Below are 18,600 nucleotides of genomic sequence, written 5' to 3' on the forward strand. Positions count from 1 at the left end.
CAAGCCACGCGGGAGACCGGCGTGGCTTGCTGTACGAATAATGACCGATCGAACCGGCCAAAGGCCGCGCAGTATACCGTAAAGCTGACAGATGACAGCCCCCTTGACGACCATCTGCATTCCGGCGGTTTTCGGGTTCGTTCAGGTACAAGGCTGACCGACACAGGCTGTAACCAGCGTCCTACGTATCCGATCCCGAGCTTATGACTTTAGCTGTCGAACGCGTGAACTGTATAACCCCACCTGGTTGTATTTAACTTGGCTTACTCCGTTATGGACTGACGGTATTTTCTGACCTGTTAATGGACTAACTCAAATGAAAATGGATTTTCTCAAACCTGCCACGCTACTTGTGCTGATGCTTGCCCTGCTCTCGCAACCCGCTTTTGCCGATCTGGCGTCGGAGAAGCGGCCGATCTTTCTGACCGTATTCCTGCACGACGATATTCCACAAGTCGAACGCCACAACATCCGACGCGACTACTTTGTCTGGCTGCTCAAAGACCTTGAACACTTCAGTGGACGCAGGGTTTACCTGGATTTTATCGAGCGCCAAGGCCCGCTCACGGCCATTGACTACCAAGGTCAAAATGAAGAAAACACGCTGCGCAACTGGACGCGGCTGGTCGACCAATACATTGCCGAGAACAATAGGCCCCAATCAATTACTCACAAATACCTGGTTTTAACCCGCAACCAAATCAATGAGTACACCTTGGGACTGACTAAACCCGGTCACTATGCGGCGATTGCATCGATGGCAACTTACACCGCCCCAGCTCATGAGATCGGTCATATGTTGGGCGGCAACCACGAAGCGTCGCAAGTCATCTACAAGGACGGCTGGTGGTGCGAAACAAACATCACCCCAACGCGTGTGAGCCTGAGAGCCAATTGCTACCTCTACAGTGATCAAAACAGAAAGCTCATGCTCGGCTATCTAAACAAGGCGCGTTGAAGTGACGCCTGGGGCGCTCGACTGCATGGCAATCGAGCGGCCCGCTTCAGCTCTGCTCCTGAGCAGCGCCGCCTTCCAGTTTGCGCCAAAGCAGGCGCACGTTGGCCTTGCGCACCAGCGCGCAGCGGTACAGGCGAATTTCCAGCGGCACATGCCATTGCGCGCCGCCGCAGACTACCAGTTCGCCCCGCGCCAGTTCGGCACGCACGCTTAACTGCGGCACCCACGCGATGCCCAGACCTTCGAGGGCCATGCTTTTCAGGCTGTCGGCCATGGCTGTTTCGTAGACCGTGGTGAAGCGCAGGCTGCGTTGACGCAACAGCAGATTCACCGAACGGCCCAGAAAAGCGCCCGCGCTGTAGGCCAATAACGGCACGCTGCCTTCGCCTTCCAGATCAAACAGCGGCTTGCCCTCAGCGTCGGCCGCGCAGACCGGCAGCATCTGCGTATCCCCAAGGTGCAGCCAGGGGAAAATCTCGGCGTCCATTTGCAGCGCGGCGTCGGGATCGTAGAACGCCAGCATCAGATCGCAGCCACCTTCACGCAGCGCATGCACCGCATCACCGACGTTGGTTGCGACCAGTCGGGTTGCGATATTCAAGCCTTCGTTGCGCAACTGGGCAATCCAGCGCGGGAAGAAGCCCAGCGCCAGCGAGTGCGCGGCGGCAACCTGCATGACTTCACCCTGGCCGCCTTCCAGATGGTGCAAATGCCGTAGGACCTCGCCCAATTGCTCGACCACGGTGCGCGCCGTGACCAGAAACAGCTGGCCGGCGGCGGTCAACTCAATGGGCGTGCGCGAGCGATTGACCAGCGTCAGCCCCAACGCGGCCTCAAGGCTGCGAATGCGCCGACTGAACGCCGGCTGCGTAACGAAGCGCCGCTCGGCAGCCTGGGAGAAGCTGCGAGTAGCGGCCAGGGCACTGAAGTCCTCGAGCCATTTGCTTTCCAGATTCATGGGTTCTCCAGAGCCGTTTACTTATTGAAATCAACACAAAACCTGTAGGACCGGATTCATCCGGGAAGGCGTCAGTAGAAGCGACAAAAATTTCGCAGCTGCGCCACCGATTCGCGAATGAATTCGCTCCCACAATTCCCCGGAGGCAGGTCACCACCTCGTTCACACGTTCGTCACATCTTGCGCGTCACACGCACATTATGCCGTTTGTGCATGGGCCAGCGGTTAACAGCATTGGTCAAGTTTAGCCTGAAAGCCCAGTATTCGAAGCGCTCCGGCATGTCCCATGCCCTTTTTGAGATTATCTCTATCATGTCCTCGCCTGCATCATCGCGCATCGAAAAAGACCTGCTTGGTGTTCTCGAAGTACCCGCTGACGCGTATTACGGTATTCAGACCCTGCGAGCGGTGAACAACTTTCACCTCTCCGGCGTTCCGCTTTCCCACTACCCGAAGCTGGTTGTCGCGCTGGCGATGGTCAAGCAGGCAGCAGCCGATGCCAACCATCAGCTGGGCCACCTCAATGCGACCAAGCATGCAGCGATCAGCGAGGCGTGTGCGCGTTTGATCCGTGGCGATTTCCACGATCAGTTCGTGGTGGACATGATTCAAGGCGGCGCTGGCACTTCGACCAACATGAATGCCAACGAAGTGATCGCTAACATCGCCCTTGAAGCGATGGGCCTTGAGAAAGGCGATTACAACCAGCTGCACCCGAACAACGACGTAAACATGGCGCAGTCGACCAACGATGCGTACCCGACGGCCATCCGCCTGGGTCTGCTGTTGGGTCACGACGCCCTGCTCGCCAGCCTCGACAGCCTGATTCAGGCGTTCGCGGCCAAGGGCCAGGAATTCAACCATGTCCTGAAAATGGGTCGCACCCAGTTGCAGGACGCTGTGCCGATGACCCTCGGCCAGGAATTCCGCGCCTTCGCCACCACGCTCAACGAAGACCTGAACCGCCTGCGCAGTCTCGCGCCGGAGCTGCTCACCGAAGTGAACCTGGGCGGCACGGCCATCGGCACCGGCATCAACGCCGATCCGGGCTATCAGCATCTGGCGGTTTCACGCCTGGCGACTATCAGCGGTCAACCGCTGGTTCCGGCTGCCGACTTGATCGAAGCCACCTCCGACATGGGCGCCTTCGTGCTGTTCTCCGGCATGCTCAAGCGTACTGCGGTCAAGCTGTCGAAGATCTGCAATGACTTGCGCCTGCTGTCCAGCGGCCCACGCACCGGCATCAACGAAATCAACCTGCCAGCGCGCCAGCCCGGCAGCTCGATCATGCCCGGCAAGGTCAACCCGGTTATTCCGGAAGCGGTCAATCAGGTGGCCTTCGAAATCATCGGCAACGACCTGGCGCTGACCATGGCGGCTGAAGGTGGCCAGTTGCAGCTCAACGTGATGGAGCCGCTGATCGCCTACAAGATTTTCGACTCGATCCGCCTGCTGCAACGCGCCATGGACATGCTGCGCGAGCATTGCATCGTCGGCATCACCGCCAACGAAGCACGCTGCCGCGAACTGGTGGAACACTCCATCGGGCTGGTCACCGCGCTGAACCCTTACATCGGTTACGAAAACGCCACCCGCATCGCCCGAATTGCCCTCGAAAGCGGTCGGGGCGTTCTGGAACTGGTGCGCGAAGAAGGCTTGCTCGATGACGCCATGCTGGCCGACATCCTGCGTCCGGAAAACATGATCGCTCCACGCCTTGTGCCTCTGAAGGCATAACGCAATCCGTTTTACGCACCACGCTCACCAGGCTGAGGGCCTAGACACCCCTCTCCCTTTTGAGGGTCCAGAGATCATTCTCCAGGACCCTTTTTTTTACCCGCAAAACCGAAAGTGACTACAAACCTCAAGGAAGTCAGTGCTTTACGAAAAGGAAAACGATTGCAGACGCAAGATCAGCGCACCGGTATAGTGCGCGCCCCCTAAAAACAACATCGAGGATTTACCTATGCTTGAAGTCATTAACGACTTCCTCTCGGGCAAAGTGCTGATCGTACTGATCGTAGGGCTAGGCAGCTATTTCACGATTCGTTCGCGTTTCGTGCAGTTCCGCCACTTTTTTCACATGTTTGCCGTTTTTCGAGACAGCCTGCGCAGCAGTTCAGGCCAGCTCAGTTCATTCCAGGCATTGATGCTCAGCCTTGCCGGCCGGGTCGGCGCAGGGAACATCGCCGGTGTCGGTATCGCCGTAACCATGGGCGGCCCGGGGGCCGTGTTCTGGATGTGGGTCACCGCACTGGTCGGCATGGCCAGCAGCTTCTTCGAGTGCTCGCTGGGTCAGCTGTATAAACGTTGCGACTCCGAAGGCCAGTATCGCGGCGGTCCGTCGTATTACATCCAGCACGGTCTGGGCAAACGCTGGTTGGGCATGGTCATGGCGGTTTTGCTGCTGGTGACCTTCGGCTTCGCGTTCAACGGCCTGCAATCGCACGCCGTGACCGACTCGCTGAACGCTGCATTCGGCATTGATCCACTCAAGACCGGTATTGCCCTGGCGGCGTTGCTGGGTCTGGTGTTTGTCGGCGGGATCAAACGTATTGCGGCCATCGCTGACTTGCTGGTTCCGGTCAAGACGCTGGTTTACATCGCCGTCACCATTTACGTCATCGTGCTGCAGTTCGACCACGTTCCGGCCATGCTGGAAACCATCGTCAAGAGCGCCTTCGGTCTGGACCCGGTATTCGGCGGCCTGATCGGCAGCGCCATCGTGATGGGCGTCAAGCGCGGCGTGTTCGCCAACGAAGCCGGTCTGGGCAGCGCGCCCAACGTGGCTGCCGTGGCACAGGTCGAGCACCCGGTGGCGCAAGGCGTGGTTCAGGCGTTCAGCGTGTTCCTCGATACCTTCGTGATCTGCACCTGTACTGCGTTGCTGATTCTGCTCTCGGGTTTCTACACGCCAGGCTTTGAAGGCAATGGCATCGCCCTGACCCAGAACTCTCTGGCGGCCGTGGTCGGTGATTGGGGCCGGATGTTCATCAGCGTCGCGCTGGCGTTGTTCGTGTTCACTTCAATCCTCTACAACTACTATCTGGGCGAAAACAGCCTGCGCTTCCTGATCGGCGAGAGCCGCAAGGCGCTGATCGGCTATCGTGCGCTGGTGTTGGTGCTGATCATGTGGGGCGCCGTGGAAAACCTCGGTACTGTGTTTGCGTTCGCCGACATCACCATGACCTTGCTGGCCTTCGTTAACCTGATTGCGTTGGCGATGCTGTTTAAAGTGGGGATGCGTATCCTGCGGGACTACGACGGCCAGCGTAAGGCGGGGATCAAGACCCCAGTGTTCGATTCGAGCAAGTTCCCGGATCTGGATCTGGACCTCAAGGCCTGGCCGAAAAACCCGACCGTCCAGGCTGAAGCCGAAACGGCAGTTGTCGGCAAGCCCGTCACTGACGCCCGTTAATCATCCGGCAGGCTTTGTCGGCCTGCCGTTTGTTTGATCATTGGAGAAAAAGCGTATGCATCGCGAAGCTCGAAACGTGATGGTCCTCTACACCGGCGGCACGATTGGCATGCAAGCCAGTGCCAACGGCCTGGCTCCGGCTTCGGGCTTTGACGCGCGGATGGCCGAGCAATTGGCCGCACAGCCCGAGCTGATCGTCCCGCAGTGGCACTTTCGCGAGATGTCACCGCTGATCGACAGCGCCAACATGACGCCGTCCTACTGGCTGCGCCTGCGCGAGGCGGTGGTTGAAGCCGTTGATGTCGATGGCTACGACGCGGTGCTGGTGCTGCATGGCACCGATACCCTGGCCTACAGTGCGGCGGCGCTGAGCTTCCAGTTGCTGGGTCTCGACGCTCCGGTGGTCTTCACCGGGTCCATGCTGCCAGCGGGCGCGCCGGGCAGCGATGCCTGGGAAAACGTCAACTGTGCCCTGCTCGCCCTGGGTAATGGGCTCGCGCCGGGAGTGCATCTGTACTTCCATGGCGAGCTGCTGGCGCCGACGCGCTGCGCGAAAATCCGCAGCTTTGGGCGTCATCCTTTCGCTGCGCTGAATCGTTCTCATGGCGGCGAGTCAGCCGATCCGCGCCCTGCACAACTGCATTACCGTCAGCCAAAAACCCTGGCCAGCGTTGCCGTCCTGCCACTGTTCCCCGGTATTGGCGCCGCCCAGGTGGATGCCATGATCGAAAGCGGCATTCAGGGGCTGGTGCTGGAATGCTTCGGCAGCGGCACCGGTCCTGGCAACGATCCGCAGTTCCTTGCCAGCCTCGAGCGGGCCTACCGTCGTGGGATCTGTGTCGTGGCGATCACTCAATGCCATGAAGGTGGCGTCGAACTGGACGTCTACGAAGCAGGCAGCCTGTTGCGTGGGGTCGGCGTGCTTTCCGGCGGCGGTATGACCCGCGAAGCGGCGCTGGGCAAACTGCATGCATTGCTGGGCTCGGGGCTGGACACCGAACAGCTGCGGCAGTGGGTTGAGCGGGATTTGTGTGGGGAACTGCGTTAAACAGCAGGATTGCCAGCAGCCAGGGACACAGCGATTGTCCCTGGCTCCGCGCAGTCTTTTACCGCATGCAACTCAAGTGCGGTGACAGCGATCATCCTCGGCATAAATCGCCGTATGCAGATGCCCCTCGGCATCCCGCCATGCCCGATACATGCCCGGCGTATTGAAGCTCAGCACAGTCTCACCTGAAGGAGAGACTGCGATGACCCCGCCATTGCCGCCCATGGTTTTCAGTTCGCCAGAGACAACGGTATCGCAAGCAGTGTGAAGGTCTTCGCCAGCCAACAGCACGCGGGACGCGATGTTGTGCGCGACCACCGTGCGAATGAAAAACTCGCCGTGCCCGGTCGCCGAAATGGCTGCGCTGCGGTTATCGGCCCAGGTGCCGGAACCAATCAAAGGTGAGTCGCCGATTCGTCCATAACGCTTGTTGGTGATACCGCCCGTGGAGGTGGCCGCTGCGACGTGGCCATGGCGATCCAGGGCAACCGCACCTACGGTCCCGAACTTCTTGTCGATGCCGCCCGGCTCCAGAGAAACGCTATTCGGCTGCTGGCGTTGCATCTCCCACTGCCGACGGCGCAGATCGGTGTCGTACCAATCGTTGTCGACCCGCTCCAGGTTCTGCTCGGCAAGAAAACTGTCCGCGCCAACACCCGCGAGCAAGACGTGCTCGCTGTGTTCCATTACCGCCCGCGCCGCCAGAATCGGGTTGCGCACGTTATGAATGCCCGCCACCGCGCCAGCTTCACGATTGCCGCCGGTCATGATCGCCGCATCCAGCTCGTGATCGCCCGCATGGGTGAAGACCGCACCTTTGCCCGCATTGAACCAGGGACATTCTTCCAGCTCGATGACCGCAGCCTGCACGGCGTCCAGACTGCTGCCATCCTGCTCCAGCACTACCAGACCGGCTTTCAATGCACGCAACAAGGCGTCGTGAATCGCGTTTTCGTCGCCCACGGTTAACAGACCGGGGGTCAGCACGCCTGCGCCGCCATGCAGCGCGATAGCGATTGGATTGGCCATCATGCATGGACTCCGTGATCGAGAATCTGATTGAGAAAGCGTCGGGTACGCTCTGATTCGGGTGCCGAGAAGAAGCGTTCCGGGGTGGCTTGCTCGACAATTTCACCCTGATCCATGAACACCACGCGATCCGCCACTTTGCGGGCGAAGCCCATTTCGTGGGTCACGCAGATCATGGTCATGCCGTCCTGGGCAAGACCGGTCATGACCTCCAGGACTTCGGCAATCATTTCCGGGTCCAGGGCAGAGGTCGGCTCATCGAACAACATGACTTTGGGCTGCATGCACAGCGCCCTGGCGATGGCGATGCGTTGCTGCTGGCCGCCGGACAGCTGGGAAGGAAACTTGTTGGCATGGGCGCGCATCTGGACTTTGTCCAGCAACGTCAGCGCGCGCTCAATCGCCTCATCCTGCGGCACACCGAGGTTGGAGGTTTGCGGCAATGTGCAGTTTTTCAGCACGGTCAGATGAGGGAACAGATTGAAATGCTGGAAACACATACCGACCTGGCGACGAATCCGCTCCAGCCGCTTCACGTTGTCGTCCAGTACTTCGCCCAGCACCTCGATAACGCCCTGCTGGTGATGTTCCAGCTGATTGATGCAGCGGATCAAGGTGGATTTCCCCGAACCCGAAGGCCCGCAGATCACGACCTTTTCGCCTGGCTTGACCGAGAGGGAGATGTCCCGGAGCACATGAGCGTTGCCGTACCATTTGTTCAGGTTTTCGATGCGCACGATGGGCGCTGCGTCAGTCTCGCGATGATCAGTCATGAGCGGTTCTGTTCCAGTTTCTTTTCAAGGTGCCGTGCATAGCGCGACAGTGCGAAGCAGACGACGAAGAAATAAATCGCCAGGAAGATGTAGATCTCATGGCCATAGCCCACCCATTCCGGTGCGGCCGCCGTACTCATGGCGATGCCGACGATATCCAGCACACCCACGATCATCACCAGCGTGGTTTCCTTGAACAGGCCGATGAACTGCGTCAGCAGCGGTGCAATCGACTGCTTCAAGACTTGCGGCAAAACAATCTGGCCCATGGTTTTCCAGTAGCCGAACCCCAACGCCAGCGCCGCTTCGTATTGGCCCTTGGGCAGGTTCTGCAAGCCGCCGCGCAGGGTTTCCGCCATATAGGCCGCCGTGAACAGGATCAGGACCAGCTGCACCCGCAGCAGGATGTCGAACATCGAACCCGGTGGCAGGAACAGCTGGATCATCAACGAAGCCATGAACAGCAACGAAATGACCGGCACCGAGCGCACCAGCTCGATATACATCACGCTCAAAATGCGAATCACCGGTTTCTTCGACCGGCGCCCCAACGCCAGCAGGATGCCCAGCGGCAAGGCGAAGATCATGCCCACGGTGCCGAGAAACACCGTGACCATCATCCCGGCAAACTTGGTCGATGAAATTTCCGGCAAGCCAGCGCCACCCTTGAGCAGCCACCACATGACCAGCGGCAGCAAGGCCAGATAGCCAATCAGCACGCGACGATCCAGACGCCGGAAAAACAGCAGCACGAACGCGGCGACGGCCAGCACCAGCGCGAGCGTCACCCGCCACCGCTCGGCTTCTGGGTAGAAACCGTAGACGAACAGGTTCCAGCGTTGGGTAATGGGCAACCAGCAAGCCCCGTGAGGATTGCATTCCGTGCGGCTGGTACCGACGAACGTGGCATCAAAAATCAGCCAGCTGAGCGCTTTTGGCACCAGCCAGAACAACAGGCCGAGCACCAGCACAGTCAGCAAGCCGTGGCCGATGCTGGGAAATAAATGTTTATGGGTCCACACCTGGGCGCGCACCAGCAAAGGCTGGCGCGGCGGCAAGCGTACGGCGGCGGCTTGATTGATCGCGTTCATCCTCAATGACCCCGCAGGCTGATACGGTGGTTGTAGATATTCATCGCAATGGAAATCAGCAGACTGATCACGCAATACGTGCCCATGACCAAGGCAATGCATTCAATGGCCTGCCCGGTCTGGTTCAAGGTGGTTCCGCCGGTTGACGACACCAGTTCCATGAAACCCACCACGACACCCAGCGAGGAGTTCTTGACGATGTTCAGGTAGGTGTTGGTGATCTGCGGAATCATCGGATAAACCGCTTGCGGCACGATGAGCTGGCGCATGGTCGACCCGTATTCGAAACCCAGCGCCTTGGCCGCTTCGTACTGGCCGCGCTGTACCGATTGAATGGCGCCGCGCACGGTTTCAGCGATGTAACTGGCGCTGTAGAACGACAAGGCCAACCATAAGGCGAGCATCTCCGGCACCAGCGCCACGCCGCCGTGGAAACCGAAGCCTTTGCGGACCGGGACTTCCCAGGTCAACTGCGCATCGCTTAATGCGTAGACCAGCAGCGGCAACAGCGCGGCACCCGCCAGCAGCCAAGGCCAGCGACGCCCGGCAAAACCATGCCAGGGCGCCTTGGCTTCCCGCACACGGCAGCTGACATAAGCCAACAATGCGCCGGTCACCATCAACAGCACGCCCCAGCCGACCAGCGAACCCTGAGCCAGCCACGGCAACATCAAGCCGCTGTTGCTCAAATAAGCCACATCGAACAACGAAATTGCCTGCCGCACGCCGGGCAATGCCAGCGCCAGCCCGTACCACCAGACCAGATGCACCACCAACGGAACGTTGCGCAGAAATTCGATACAGGCGCCAGCAAGACGGCTGATCAGCCAGTTCTCCGAAACCTTGCACAGGCCCAACGCCACACCGAGCACCGTAGCCATCACGATGCTCATCACCGACACCAGCAAGGTGTTGAGCAGCCCCACCAGATACGCACGAGCGTAAGTATCGTTGGGGGTGTAATCGATCAATTTGAAGCTGATGTCGTAACCGGCCCGCTCATCGAGAAAACCAAATCCGGAGGCGATATTCAGCGCTTTCAAATTGAGGCTGGCGTTGTGCGCCAGCAGGTAAAAGACAGCTGCAACAATGGCCAGCACAAGCCCTTGTTGCAGCACGCTCAGCACTCGAGCGCTCTGCAGGCGTTGGGTCCACATGACAGTAATTCCGTTCGGTGGTAATTCGATCAGCGAATAGGCGGCGCGTAGAGCAAGCCTTGGTCTTTCCAGGAGCGGTTCAGGCCACGGGGAAAGTTGAGGACGGTTTTTTCGCCCAGATTGCGCTCATATATTTGCGCGTAGTTACCCACTTGCTTGATTGCCCGATACGCCCAGTCGTTATCAAGACCGAAGGATTTGCCAACAGTCCCTTCCTTGCCCAGCAAACGTGCAACGTCAGCGGATCCACCTTTCTTGTCGCGCATCTCATCGACGTTTGCCGAGCTGATCCCGAACTCTTCGGCGGTCATCAATGCATAGGCGGTCCAGGTCACCACGTTGCGCCAGACGGTATCGCCCTGCGCCACGAATGCGCCCAACGGCTCCTTGGAAATGACTTCAGGCAGCAGCGCGTAGTCCTGCGGGTTGTTCATGATCGCGCGGCGCGAAGCCAGACCTGACAGGTCGTTGGAGATGGCATTGCAACGTCCGCTTTGAAAGGCCGCAAACAGCTCGGGGCTCTTTTCAATGATCACGGTTTTGTACGTGAGGCCGCGCTGACCGAAATAGTCTTCAAGGTTCTGCTCCGAGGTAGTGCCCGGTGACAGGCAGAACGTTGCGCCGTCCAGATCAGTGAGTTTCGCGATACCGTCCTTGGCGTGGGTCATGAAACCCTGGCCGTCGTAGAACCAGACGGTGGTGAAGTCCACACCGAGGCTGGCAACACGATCAGCAGTCCAGGAAGTGGCGCGGGAAAGCACGTCGATTTCACCGGAAGCCAGGGCTGTGAAACGATTCTTCGCGGTAGTCGCGATGTATTCGACTTTATTGGCGTCGCCCAACACCGCAGCGGCTACGGCACGGCACAGATCCACATCCATGCCCGTCCATTGGCCTTTGTCGTCGATCAACGAAAAGCCTGGTTTGTCACTGGCAACACCACAACGCACCGCGCCATGGGCTTTCACTTTATCCAGCACACCTGCCTGCGCGGCGGCAGCGCCCACGAGGCTGACCAGCAGCATTGATGAAGTCAGAAAATTCTTTAGGCCATTCCGTTTTTGCATAACATGCCCCTTCTACAGCGTTTTAATTTTTTTATTGGGAAAAACCACGACGTATCGGCAGGTGGCGACTACCAGCACAATAACGACAGAAAACAGGCATGCGTTAGTAACTGTTGATCCACTATGCTGAACAGGCTATCGAATTTTGGAATAACACGATGGACATCGATTGGTATCAGGATTTTCTTGCACTGGCCGACACCGGTAAATTCACGGCAGCGGCCAGCATGCGCGGCTCTTCACAGTCAGCGCTCAGCCGGCGCATTCAACTGCTCGAGGCGTATCTGGGCGCGACCCTGATTGATCGGGGCAAGAACCCGATCCGCCTGACCGCCGCCGGTGAAGCGCTGCTGCCCAATGCGCTGGAGCTGGTGCGCCTGGCGCGCGATTGCGAACAAAGCGTGAAGATCCTTGATCGGCCGCTGACGTTTGCGTCGCTGCATACCCTGGCGTGTAATTTCTTTCCTGACTGGATCAGCCAATTCTCGTCGCCGCAAAGCCCGATGTTCACCCGAATCGATACCGGCTACCGCAGCACCGACGATTACTACATGGCGCTGATGTCGGGGCGCTGCGACTTCATTCTGTTTTATGGCGATGCGCAGACAGAACCGTATTCGCGGCAGAGTGAGTTTGAAGTGTTATCGCTGGGGCACGACGAACTTTATTGGGTGGCAACGCCCGAACTGGCAGCACGCTGTGCGGCGTCGGACGAACCCATTCCGTGGCTGACTTACGCTCGCAGCGCCCAGCTGCACGATCTCTCCCGCGTTCAAATCGAGCGCCATCCTGAACCGCATCGCTTGCGGCGAGTGTTCGAAGCGACCGTTTCCGAAGCGCTCAAGCCAATGGCCGCCAGCGGCCATGGCGTCGCCTGCATGCCGCACACGATGGTGGCGCCCTTGATCGAGCGCCAGGAGTTAGTCCGCCTGTATCCAGACATGCAGTCCGATCACCTGGAAGTCATCCTCGTCCGCTGGCGCGGCAACCGTAACCCCGAGGCGGATGCGTTCTGGCAGAGAATTTCCTGAGACGGCCTGTAGGAGGGGACTTGTCCCCGAATGCGATTGTCCTGACGACGGAAATCCGGAAGGTTAACGCCGCCTGGGCTACCGCTTTCGGGGACAAGTCCCCTCCTACAGCATCGGTTTGGTCCGCTGCTGTTGCAGCTTCGACTAATTAAAGCCGCTCAATCAATACCTTAAGCTTTTCACCAAGAAGCGATATTTCCTACGCTATATCCAGAATTAGCCTATGGCGATGGGTTGCAATATAGAAAGAAACTCTCACCACTCTTGTGAGAGGTAATATCGATGCGCAAAGTGCCGTTGCTTGCTATAGCCGCCTTAATTTCCAGCTCATCAGCCTGGGCTGACAGTTGTGCTCTAAAGCCACCAGACTCAAAGCTACTGGATTACCAACAGGGTAAAGGTCTACGTGTTATTGCGGGTCGGTACCAGTTTGACTTGACTGAACGACCAGACGCGCTTTTAGCATTTGATGGCGTCATGGCTACCTACCCAAAAAAGGAATATATCAGCTACCAGCTAATACCAAGCAGCAGTATCAATGAAACACTTTCACAGTTCACAACTCGCCGCTTATCCACTGCCCAACTTGATCGTTACTTATACGGCCTCGATGACATTGCGGATCTTAACCAGTCGGATCAAGACCTCATCGGCAACATGCGCTCAGATTTGAAAATTGATTGTCAGACCCAACTGACAAAATACGGCATTGGTCCCGAAGTAAAAGCCCTATTCCAGGAAAGATCTGCCTCAGACGCTGAATATCGCATCCTGATTTTTTCAGACAAATCGACTCATCTCATTAGCGTGAAAGGGACACGGGAACGAGCCATAGAGATTCTGCAAAGCATTAAAAAACGGAGTTTGTAATCATGGATGAAAAAGATAAAAGAGAATTGAAAGAAGTGCTTGTCGCCTGGTACGGACCTCAAGCTGAAAACTGGGAGATGACTACGGAGTTACTGAATCTGGTGATGGAAATAATGAGGGAGATGCGAAGCTGTACTGCCGCCATGATTCTTGTCCCGGAGCCAGTCACATTCGGCAATGCGTTATCACAATTGGCCAAATCTGCGATAACAAGATTTATAAAGCGACTGAATGATGACTCGAAAATATTCAAGGCCTGTGGAGGGAGGGTGTTGTTGAACTATAAAAGCAGGGTTGCAATGGCTGGCATGGGGATCTAAAAATTCCAGTTTATCTCGCTGCCTGGATATTAAGCCTGTAGGAGGGGACTTGTCCCCGAATGCGATTGTCCTGACGACGGAAATCCGGAAGGTTAACGCCGCCTGAGCTACCGCTTTCGGGGACAAGTCCCCTCCTACGTTAAGGGCGGGCGGCGTTTCAACTCAAACCGTACTTTCCACCCGCGCATCCCTGAGCATTGAATCCAGGTTGCGTTCGATGTTGTCGCACAGCGCGGTCATCTGGATTTCGTGTTCGCTGGCGCTGAACGGGCTTTGCAGGTCGGTGCCGATTTTTTCGATGGCCAGCAGCATGAAGCCGACCACGGTGGAGGCCAGCGGCGTGAACCAGCCCAGCGTATCCACCAGACCAATCGGCACGATCACGCAGAACAGGCTGATGAACAGGCGCGGGAACGCCACGTACGGATAAGGCAACGGGGTATTGGCGATCCGTTCCATGCCGCCCTGGCAGTTGGAAATTTCCACCAGCGTTGTCTCGATGCGCGCCAGGCGAATGCTGTCCAGGCGGCCAGCGTCATATTCCTTGGCGAGTAGCGCAGCCGACGCATTGAGCACGTCGTTGGGGAAGTTGTTGGTGTCGTGGCGCCGCGAATATTCCTCGCGGGTGATCAGCGACTGCACGTCATCACCGCACGAACCGCCCTTCAAATGCGCAGACAGGCATTTCACGTAGGCCACATGCCGACGCAGCAGCACGGCTTTGGCCGGATTGATGTCGCCGTCATCCTCGATCAGCGTCAGCACCTGTCTGGCAAAGCTGCGGGAATTGTTGACCAGTGCGCCCCACAACGTGCGCGCTTCCCACCAACGGTTGTACGCACTGGAATTGCGAAAACTGGTCAGCACTACCAGCGCCGAACCCAGCAACGTCAGCGGCAGCGCGGGCAGGCTGATCTTGCGATCGAGGAACAGCATGAAGTCGACCGTGACGATCACGTCCCAGATCAACAGCCAGAACAACGACCAGCCGACGTAGCCAATGGTTTTAATCAGAAATCGGTATTTCTCGATGATCGCTTGCTGCAATGGGGCTACCTCGTGGCTACTGCGTAATACACGCCGATACCCTGCTTCGAATGTCTTTGCGGCATATGGTTCGCACGCGGGGGCACAAATCGCTGAATCGTTTAAGTTTTGCGCGAATCTGTGACACACGACCACTCGCCGCCCAGCTTCGGGAAACAAAAACTTCAAGGAACAAACCGCCCCCGGATGTGCTCCACACTTATCTGGATGTTCAGCAGCACGTCACCGAGGGTAAATTCAATGGGCTCGTCTTCAACGTCAATCTCCAGCGAACAAAGCACCGCACGCGACCAACTGTGTATCAACACCATCCGCACACTGGCCATGGATGCCGTGCAGAAGGCCAATTCCGGCCACCCTGGCACGCCCATGGCGCTGGCTCCCGTGGGCTACACGCTATGGAACCAGTTTCTGCGTTATCACCCTGACCATCCCGACTGGCCTAATCGCGACCGCTTCGTGCTGTCGGTCGGTCACGCCTCGATGCTGCTGTATTCGTTGCTGCATCTGGCAGGCGTTATCGAAATCGACGAACACGGCAATCCGTCCGGCAAACCGGCAGTGAGCCTGGAAGACATCGAGCAGTTCCGTCAGCTCGACTCCAAGACGCCCGGCCATCCGGAATACCGCATGACCACTGGCGTGGAAACCACCACCGGCCCGCTCGGCCAGGGCTGCGCGAATAGCGTCGGCATGGCCATGGCTGAGCGCTGGCTGGCGGAACGTTTCAACCGCCCGCAGAAGACTCTTTTCGATTACAGCGTCTACGTGCTTTGCGGCGACGGCGACATGATGGAAGGTGTGACCGCCGAGGCCGCATCCATGGCCGGGCACTTGAAGTTGTCCAACCTGTGCTGGATCTACGACAACAACACCATCAGCATCGAAGGCCACACCGAGCTGGCGTTCAGCGAAGACGTGCAGACCCGCTTCGAAGGCTATGGCTGGAATACCCTGCATGTCACCGATGCCAACAACACCGCAGCGCTGGCCCGAGCCATCGAAGTCTTCAAGCAGACCGACGATGCGCCGACCCTGATCGTGGTCGACAGCGTGATCGGCTACGGCTCGCCGCACAAACACAACACCGCAGCCGCCCACGGCGAACCGCTGGGCGCGGACGAGATCAAGCTGACCAAACAATTCTATGGCTGGGATGAGAACTCCAGTTTCCTCGTCCCGGAAGACGCCCGCGATTGCCTGCGCGACAGCCTTGTGCGCCGCAACGCCGGCACTTACGAAGCCTGGGAAGGCACGCTCAACGAACTGAAACGCAGCGATCCGCAGCTGGCTGATCAATTGCACCGCATGCGCGCTGGCGAGATGCCGGAGCAATGGCAGGATGAGCTGGAAACGTTCGAAACCGACGCCAAAGGCATCGCCACCCGAGCGTCCGGCGGCAAAGTGCTCAATGCATTCGCGGCGAAAATCCCGTGGCTGTTGGGCGGCTCGGCGGATCTCTCGCCTTCGACCAAGACCAACCTGACATTTGATGGTGCGGGCAGTTATTCGGCGAAGGACTACAGCGGACGCAACCTGCACTTCGGCATCCGCGAGCACGCCATGGGCTCCATCGCCAATGGCATGGCGCTGTCTTACGTGCGGCCTTACACGTCGACATTCCTGGTGTTCAGCGACTACATGAAACCGCCGATCCGTCTGGCGTCGATCATGGAGTTGCCGGTGGTTTTCGTCTTCACCCACGACTCCATCGGGGTTGGCGAAGATGGCCCGACGCACCAACCCATCGAGCAGCTCACCCAATTGCGGGCCACACCGGGCGTGCTGACCTTGCGTCCCGGCGATGCCAACGAAACCGTGCAGGCCTGGAAAATCGCCCTCGCCCAGACCAACCGGCCTTCGTGCATCATCCTTTCGCGGCAGCCGATGCCTACATTGGATCGCAACCAGTACGCGTCGGCCGAAGGTGTCGCGCAAGGCGCGTACGTGCTGGCCGATGCGCAAGAAGGTGAACCGCAGGTGATTCTGATCGCCACCGGCAGTGAAGTCGGCATGACCGTGCAGGCTTACGAGCAGCTCAAAGCCAAAGGCATCGCCGTACGCGTGGTCTCGATGCCGAGCTGGGAATTGTTCGAGGATCAGGATCAGAACTACCGCGACAGCGTGTTCCCGCCCAGCGTTACTGCGCGCGTCGTTGTGGAACAGGCAGGCCCGATGGGCTGGGATCGCTACGTGGGCAACACTGGCGCCAAAGTGGTGATGAACACCTTTGGCGCCTCAGCGCCCATCGACAAACTGCAGGCCAGGTTTGGCTTCACCGTGGAGAACATTGTGAAGTTGGCAAAGGAGCAGATCGCTCAATAAACCTCGTTGGAGCGAGGCTTGCCCGCGAAGGCCTCGCCTCCCTACAGCAGGCACTCCGCGTTATCGGTTTTTCGCGGGCAAGCCTCGCTCCAACAGATTGTGTTGCTCAGCAACCCGTCAACGCCACCTGCGGGCGTTCGCCAACAAAAAAGAACGGGCGGAATTTCACACCGACCACGTTCCCCACGTACGCCGCCACCAACCACAACCAGCCATGCAGGCTGCCGGAGGCGATGCCGCTGAAGTACGCGCCGATGTTGCAGCCGTAAGCCAGACGCGAGCCGTAACCCAGCAGCAGACCGCCGATCACCGCTGCCAGCAGCGAGCGAGCCGGAATCTTCAGGTTCGGAGCAAAACGTCCCGCCAATCCGGCTGCCAGCAGCGCGCCGATCATGATCCCGATGTCCATCACACTGGTAATGTCTTGCCACACTGGTGCGGCCAGCGCCTTGGCGTTGGCCGGCATCTGCCAGAACGCCCAGCTGCCGACATCCACGCCCAGCCCGCCTGCCACCTTCGCGCCCCACAAGGCGAAGGCCGAAGTGATCCCCCAAGGACGCCCGGCCAGTGCCAGCGTCGCGTAATTGAGCAGCGCCAAACCAATCGCGCCCCACACCAGCGGCCATGGGCCGTGCAGGAAGCGGCGCAACCCGACGTGTTCGCTGGTGACTGCGGCTTCAAGTTGGCCGTGACGGCGTTTTTCCAGGCGCAGGGTGACAAAGGCGATCAACGCAAACACCGCCAGACTGAGCACCAGCGCCGGAAGCACACCGAAGCTTTTCACGATGGAAGTCGCCGGGAACGACGGCAGCGAGAACCACCAGTCGACGTGATGCGTGGCGATCAGCGAACCGATGATGAAGAACAGCAACGTCACCAGCATCCGCGCATTGCCGCCACCGGCAGTAAACAGCGTGCCCGACGCGCAGCCGCCGCCCATCTGCATGCCGATACCGAAGATGAACGCGCCAAACACTACGGACACACCAGCTGGCGCGACCAGACCGGTGACCGGCTGACCAAATAAAGTGCCTGCGCCCAACGCTGGGAAGAACAGCACCACGGCGATGGCCAACATCACCATCTGCGCCCGCAGCCCCGCGCCACGGCGCTCACGGATGAACACCCGCCATGCTGAGGTGAAACCAAAGGCCGCGTGATACAGAGTCAAACCCAGCGCCGCGCCGACAATCAGCAACAGCACCTGGCGAACGCCGACACTGCTGAGCAGAAACATCGCCGCGAACAACAGCAGAAACGCAGCGATCAACGCCGCACCCGGCTTGCGCGCGGGAGCCGCAGCAAGAGAAGTAGTCATGAGAAGTCTCGGTTGAAAGGTGATGGCGGCGAGTATATCGCGCTAAACCCTCCGATGACCCGTAGGACCGGCTTTAGCCGGGAGGGCGAAGGTTCTGACGATACAGCTGCTGCGAATCGACTGGCCTCCTCCCGGCTAAAGCCAGTCCTACGGAATGCATTCCAGCCTCAATCCGCCCAAACCGCCCGCA

16 protein-coding genes are annotated in these 18,600 nt (G+C 58.7%); 8 read left to right on the top strand and 8 right to left on the bottom strand.

The window, feature by feature from the left end; all coding sequences use genetic code 11:
• The first annotated feature begins 316 nt into the window (after nt 1-316).
• Nucleotides 317-958: a hypothetical protein gene (locus AFK24_RS15145; protein WP_080482158.1), complete on the top strand. Its 642-nt coding sequence runs from the start codon at nt 317-319 to the stop codon at nt 956-958.
• 46 nt (nt 959-1,004) lie between these two features.
• Here the strand turns inward: AFK24_RS15145 and AFK24_RS15150 are convergent, their stop codons facing one another.
• Nucleotides 1,005-1,916 (bottom strand): LysR substrate-binding domain-containing protein, encoded by a 912-nt coding sequence (locus tag AFK24_RS15150; protein WP_065833973.1) that lies wholly within the window; start codon nt 1,914-1,916, stop codon nt 1,005-1,007.
• Between the two features lie 312 nt (nt 1,917-2,228).
• On the opposite strand from AFK24_RS15150, the gene aspA reads away from it, so the two are divergent.
• The 3 genes from aspA to AFK24_RS15165 all read left to right on the top strand — a co-directional run bounded on the left by aspA (nt 2,229) and on the right by AFK24_RS15165 (nt 6,382).
• A complete protein-coding gene (gene aspA / locus AFK24_RS15155) occupies nt 2,229-3,653 on the top strand; it encodes an aspartate ammonia-lyase (protein ID WP_065833974.1) in 1,425 nt (474 codons plus the stop codon).
• Nucleotides 3,654-3,882: 229 nt separating this feature from the next.
• Complete coding sequence (locus AFK24_RS15160; protein ID WP_065833975.1) at nt 3,883-5,334, top strand: alanine/glycine:cation symporter family protein; 1,452 nt, start codon at nt 3,883-3,885, stop codon at nt 5,332-5,334.
• Nucleotides 5,335-5,389: 55 nt separating this feature from the next.
• On the top strand, nt 5,390-6,382 hold the full coding sequence (locus tag AFK24_RS15165; RefSeq protein ID WP_065833976.1) for an asparaginase: 993 nt from the start codon (nt 5,390-5,392) through the stop codon (nt 6,380-6,382).
• A gap of 72 nt (nt 6,383-6,454) precedes the next feature.
• Here the strand turns inward: AFK24_RS15165 and AFK24_RS15170 are convergent, their stop codons facing one another.
• The 5 genes from AFK24_RS15170 to AFK24_RS15190 are packed head-to-tail and all read right to left on the bottom strand — an operon-like array spanning nt 6,455 to nt 11,499.
• Entirely contained in the window at nt 6,455-7,414 is a 960-nt protein-coding gene (locus AFK24_RS15170; RefSeq protein ID WP_240500392.1) for an isoaspartyl peptidase/L-asparaginase family protein, read from the bottom strand.
• On the bottom strand, nt 7,411-8,184 hold the full coding sequence (locus AFK24_RS15175) for an amino acid ABC transporter ATP-binding protein (protein ID WP_020291623.1): 774 nt from the start codon (nt 8,182-8,184) through the stop codon (nt 7,411-7,413). The genes AFK24_RS15170 and AFK24_RS15175 overlap by 4 nt, the downstream gene beginning before the upstream one ends.
• On the bottom strand, nt 8,181-9,275 hold the full coding sequence (locus AFK24_RS15180) for an amino acid ABC transporter permease (protein WP_065833977.1): 1,095 nt from the start codon (nt 9,273-9,275) through the stop codon (nt 8,181-8,183). The genes AFK24_RS15175 and AFK24_RS15180 overlap by 4 nt, the downstream gene beginning before the upstream one ends.
• Before the next feature lie 2 nt (nt 9,276-9,277).
• Nucleotides 9,278-10,432: an amino acid ABC transporter permease gene (locus AFK24_RS15185; protein WP_065833978.1), complete on the bottom strand. Its 1,155-nt coding sequence runs from the start codon at nt 10,430-10,432 to the stop codon at nt 9,278-9,280.
• 29 nt (nt 10,433-10,461) lie between these two features.
• On the bottom strand, nt 10,462-11,499 hold the full coding sequence (locus AFK24_RS15190) for an amino acid ABC transporter substrate-binding protein (RefSeq protein WP_065833979.1): 1,038 nt from the start codon (nt 11,497-11,499) through the stop codon (nt 10,462-10,464).
• Nucleotides 11,500-11,657: 158 nt separating this feature from the next.
• On the opposite strand from AFK24_RS15190, the gene AFK24_RS15195 reads away from it, so the two are divergent.
• The 3 genes from AFK24_RS15195 (at nt 11,658) to AFK24_RS15205 (ending at nt 13,720) form a co-directional block, all read left to right on the top strand.
• Entirely contained in the window at nt 11,658-12,530 is an 873-nt protein-coding gene (locus tag AFK24_RS15195) for a LysR family transcriptional regulator (RefSeq protein ID WP_065833980.1), read from the top strand.
• A gap of 282 nt (nt 12,531-12,812) precedes the next feature.
• On the top strand, nt 12,813-13,400 hold the full coding sequence (locus AFK24_RS15200) for a hypothetical protein (protein WP_065833981.1): 588 nt from the start codon (nt 12,813-12,815) through the stop codon (nt 13,398-13,400).
• A 2-nt stretch (nt 13,401-13,402) separates the two neighbouring features.
• Nucleotides 13,403-13,720, top strand: coding sequence for a hypothetical protein (locus AFK24_RS15205; protein WP_065833982.1), 318 nt, complete (start codon nt 13,403-13,405; stop codon nt 13,718-13,720).
• A 162-nt stretch (nt 13,721-13,882) separates the two neighbouring features.
• On the opposite strand, the gene AFK24_RS15210 is transcribed toward AFK24_RS15205, so the two are convergent.
• Nucleotides 13,883-14,767 carry a bestrophin family protein gene (locus AFK24_RS15210; RefSeq protein ID WP_065833983.1) on the bottom strand — a complete coding sequence of 295 codons (885 nt, stop codon included), beginning with the start codon at nt 14,765-14,767 and terminating at the stop codon, nt 13,883-13,885.
• 240 nt (nt 14,768-15,007) lie between these two features.
• Here AFK24_RS15210 and tkt point away from each other — a divergent pair, with 240 nt between their 5' ends.
• A complete protein-coding gene (gene tkt / locus AFK24_RS15215) occupies nt 15,008-17,092 on the top strand; it encodes a transketolase (protein ID WP_065833984.1) in 2,085 nt (694 codons plus the stop codon).
• Between the two features lie 106 nt (nt 17,093-17,198).
• On the opposite strand, the gene AFK24_RS15220 is transcribed toward tkt, so the two are convergent.
• Nucleotides 17,199-18,410 (bottom strand): YeeE/YedE family protein, encoded by a 1,212-nt coding sequence (locus AFK24_RS15220; protein ID WP_065833985.1) that lies wholly within the window; start codon nt 18,408-18,410, stop codon nt 17,199-17,201.
• Nucleotides 18,411-18,600: the final 190 nt, after the last annotated feature.

The sequence above is a fragment of the Pseudomonas syringae genome, from assembly GCF_001698815.1.
GTDB lineage: Bacteria > Pseudomonadota > Gammaproteobacteria > Pseudomonadales > Pseudomonadaceae > Aquipseudomonas > Aquipseudomonas syringae_A.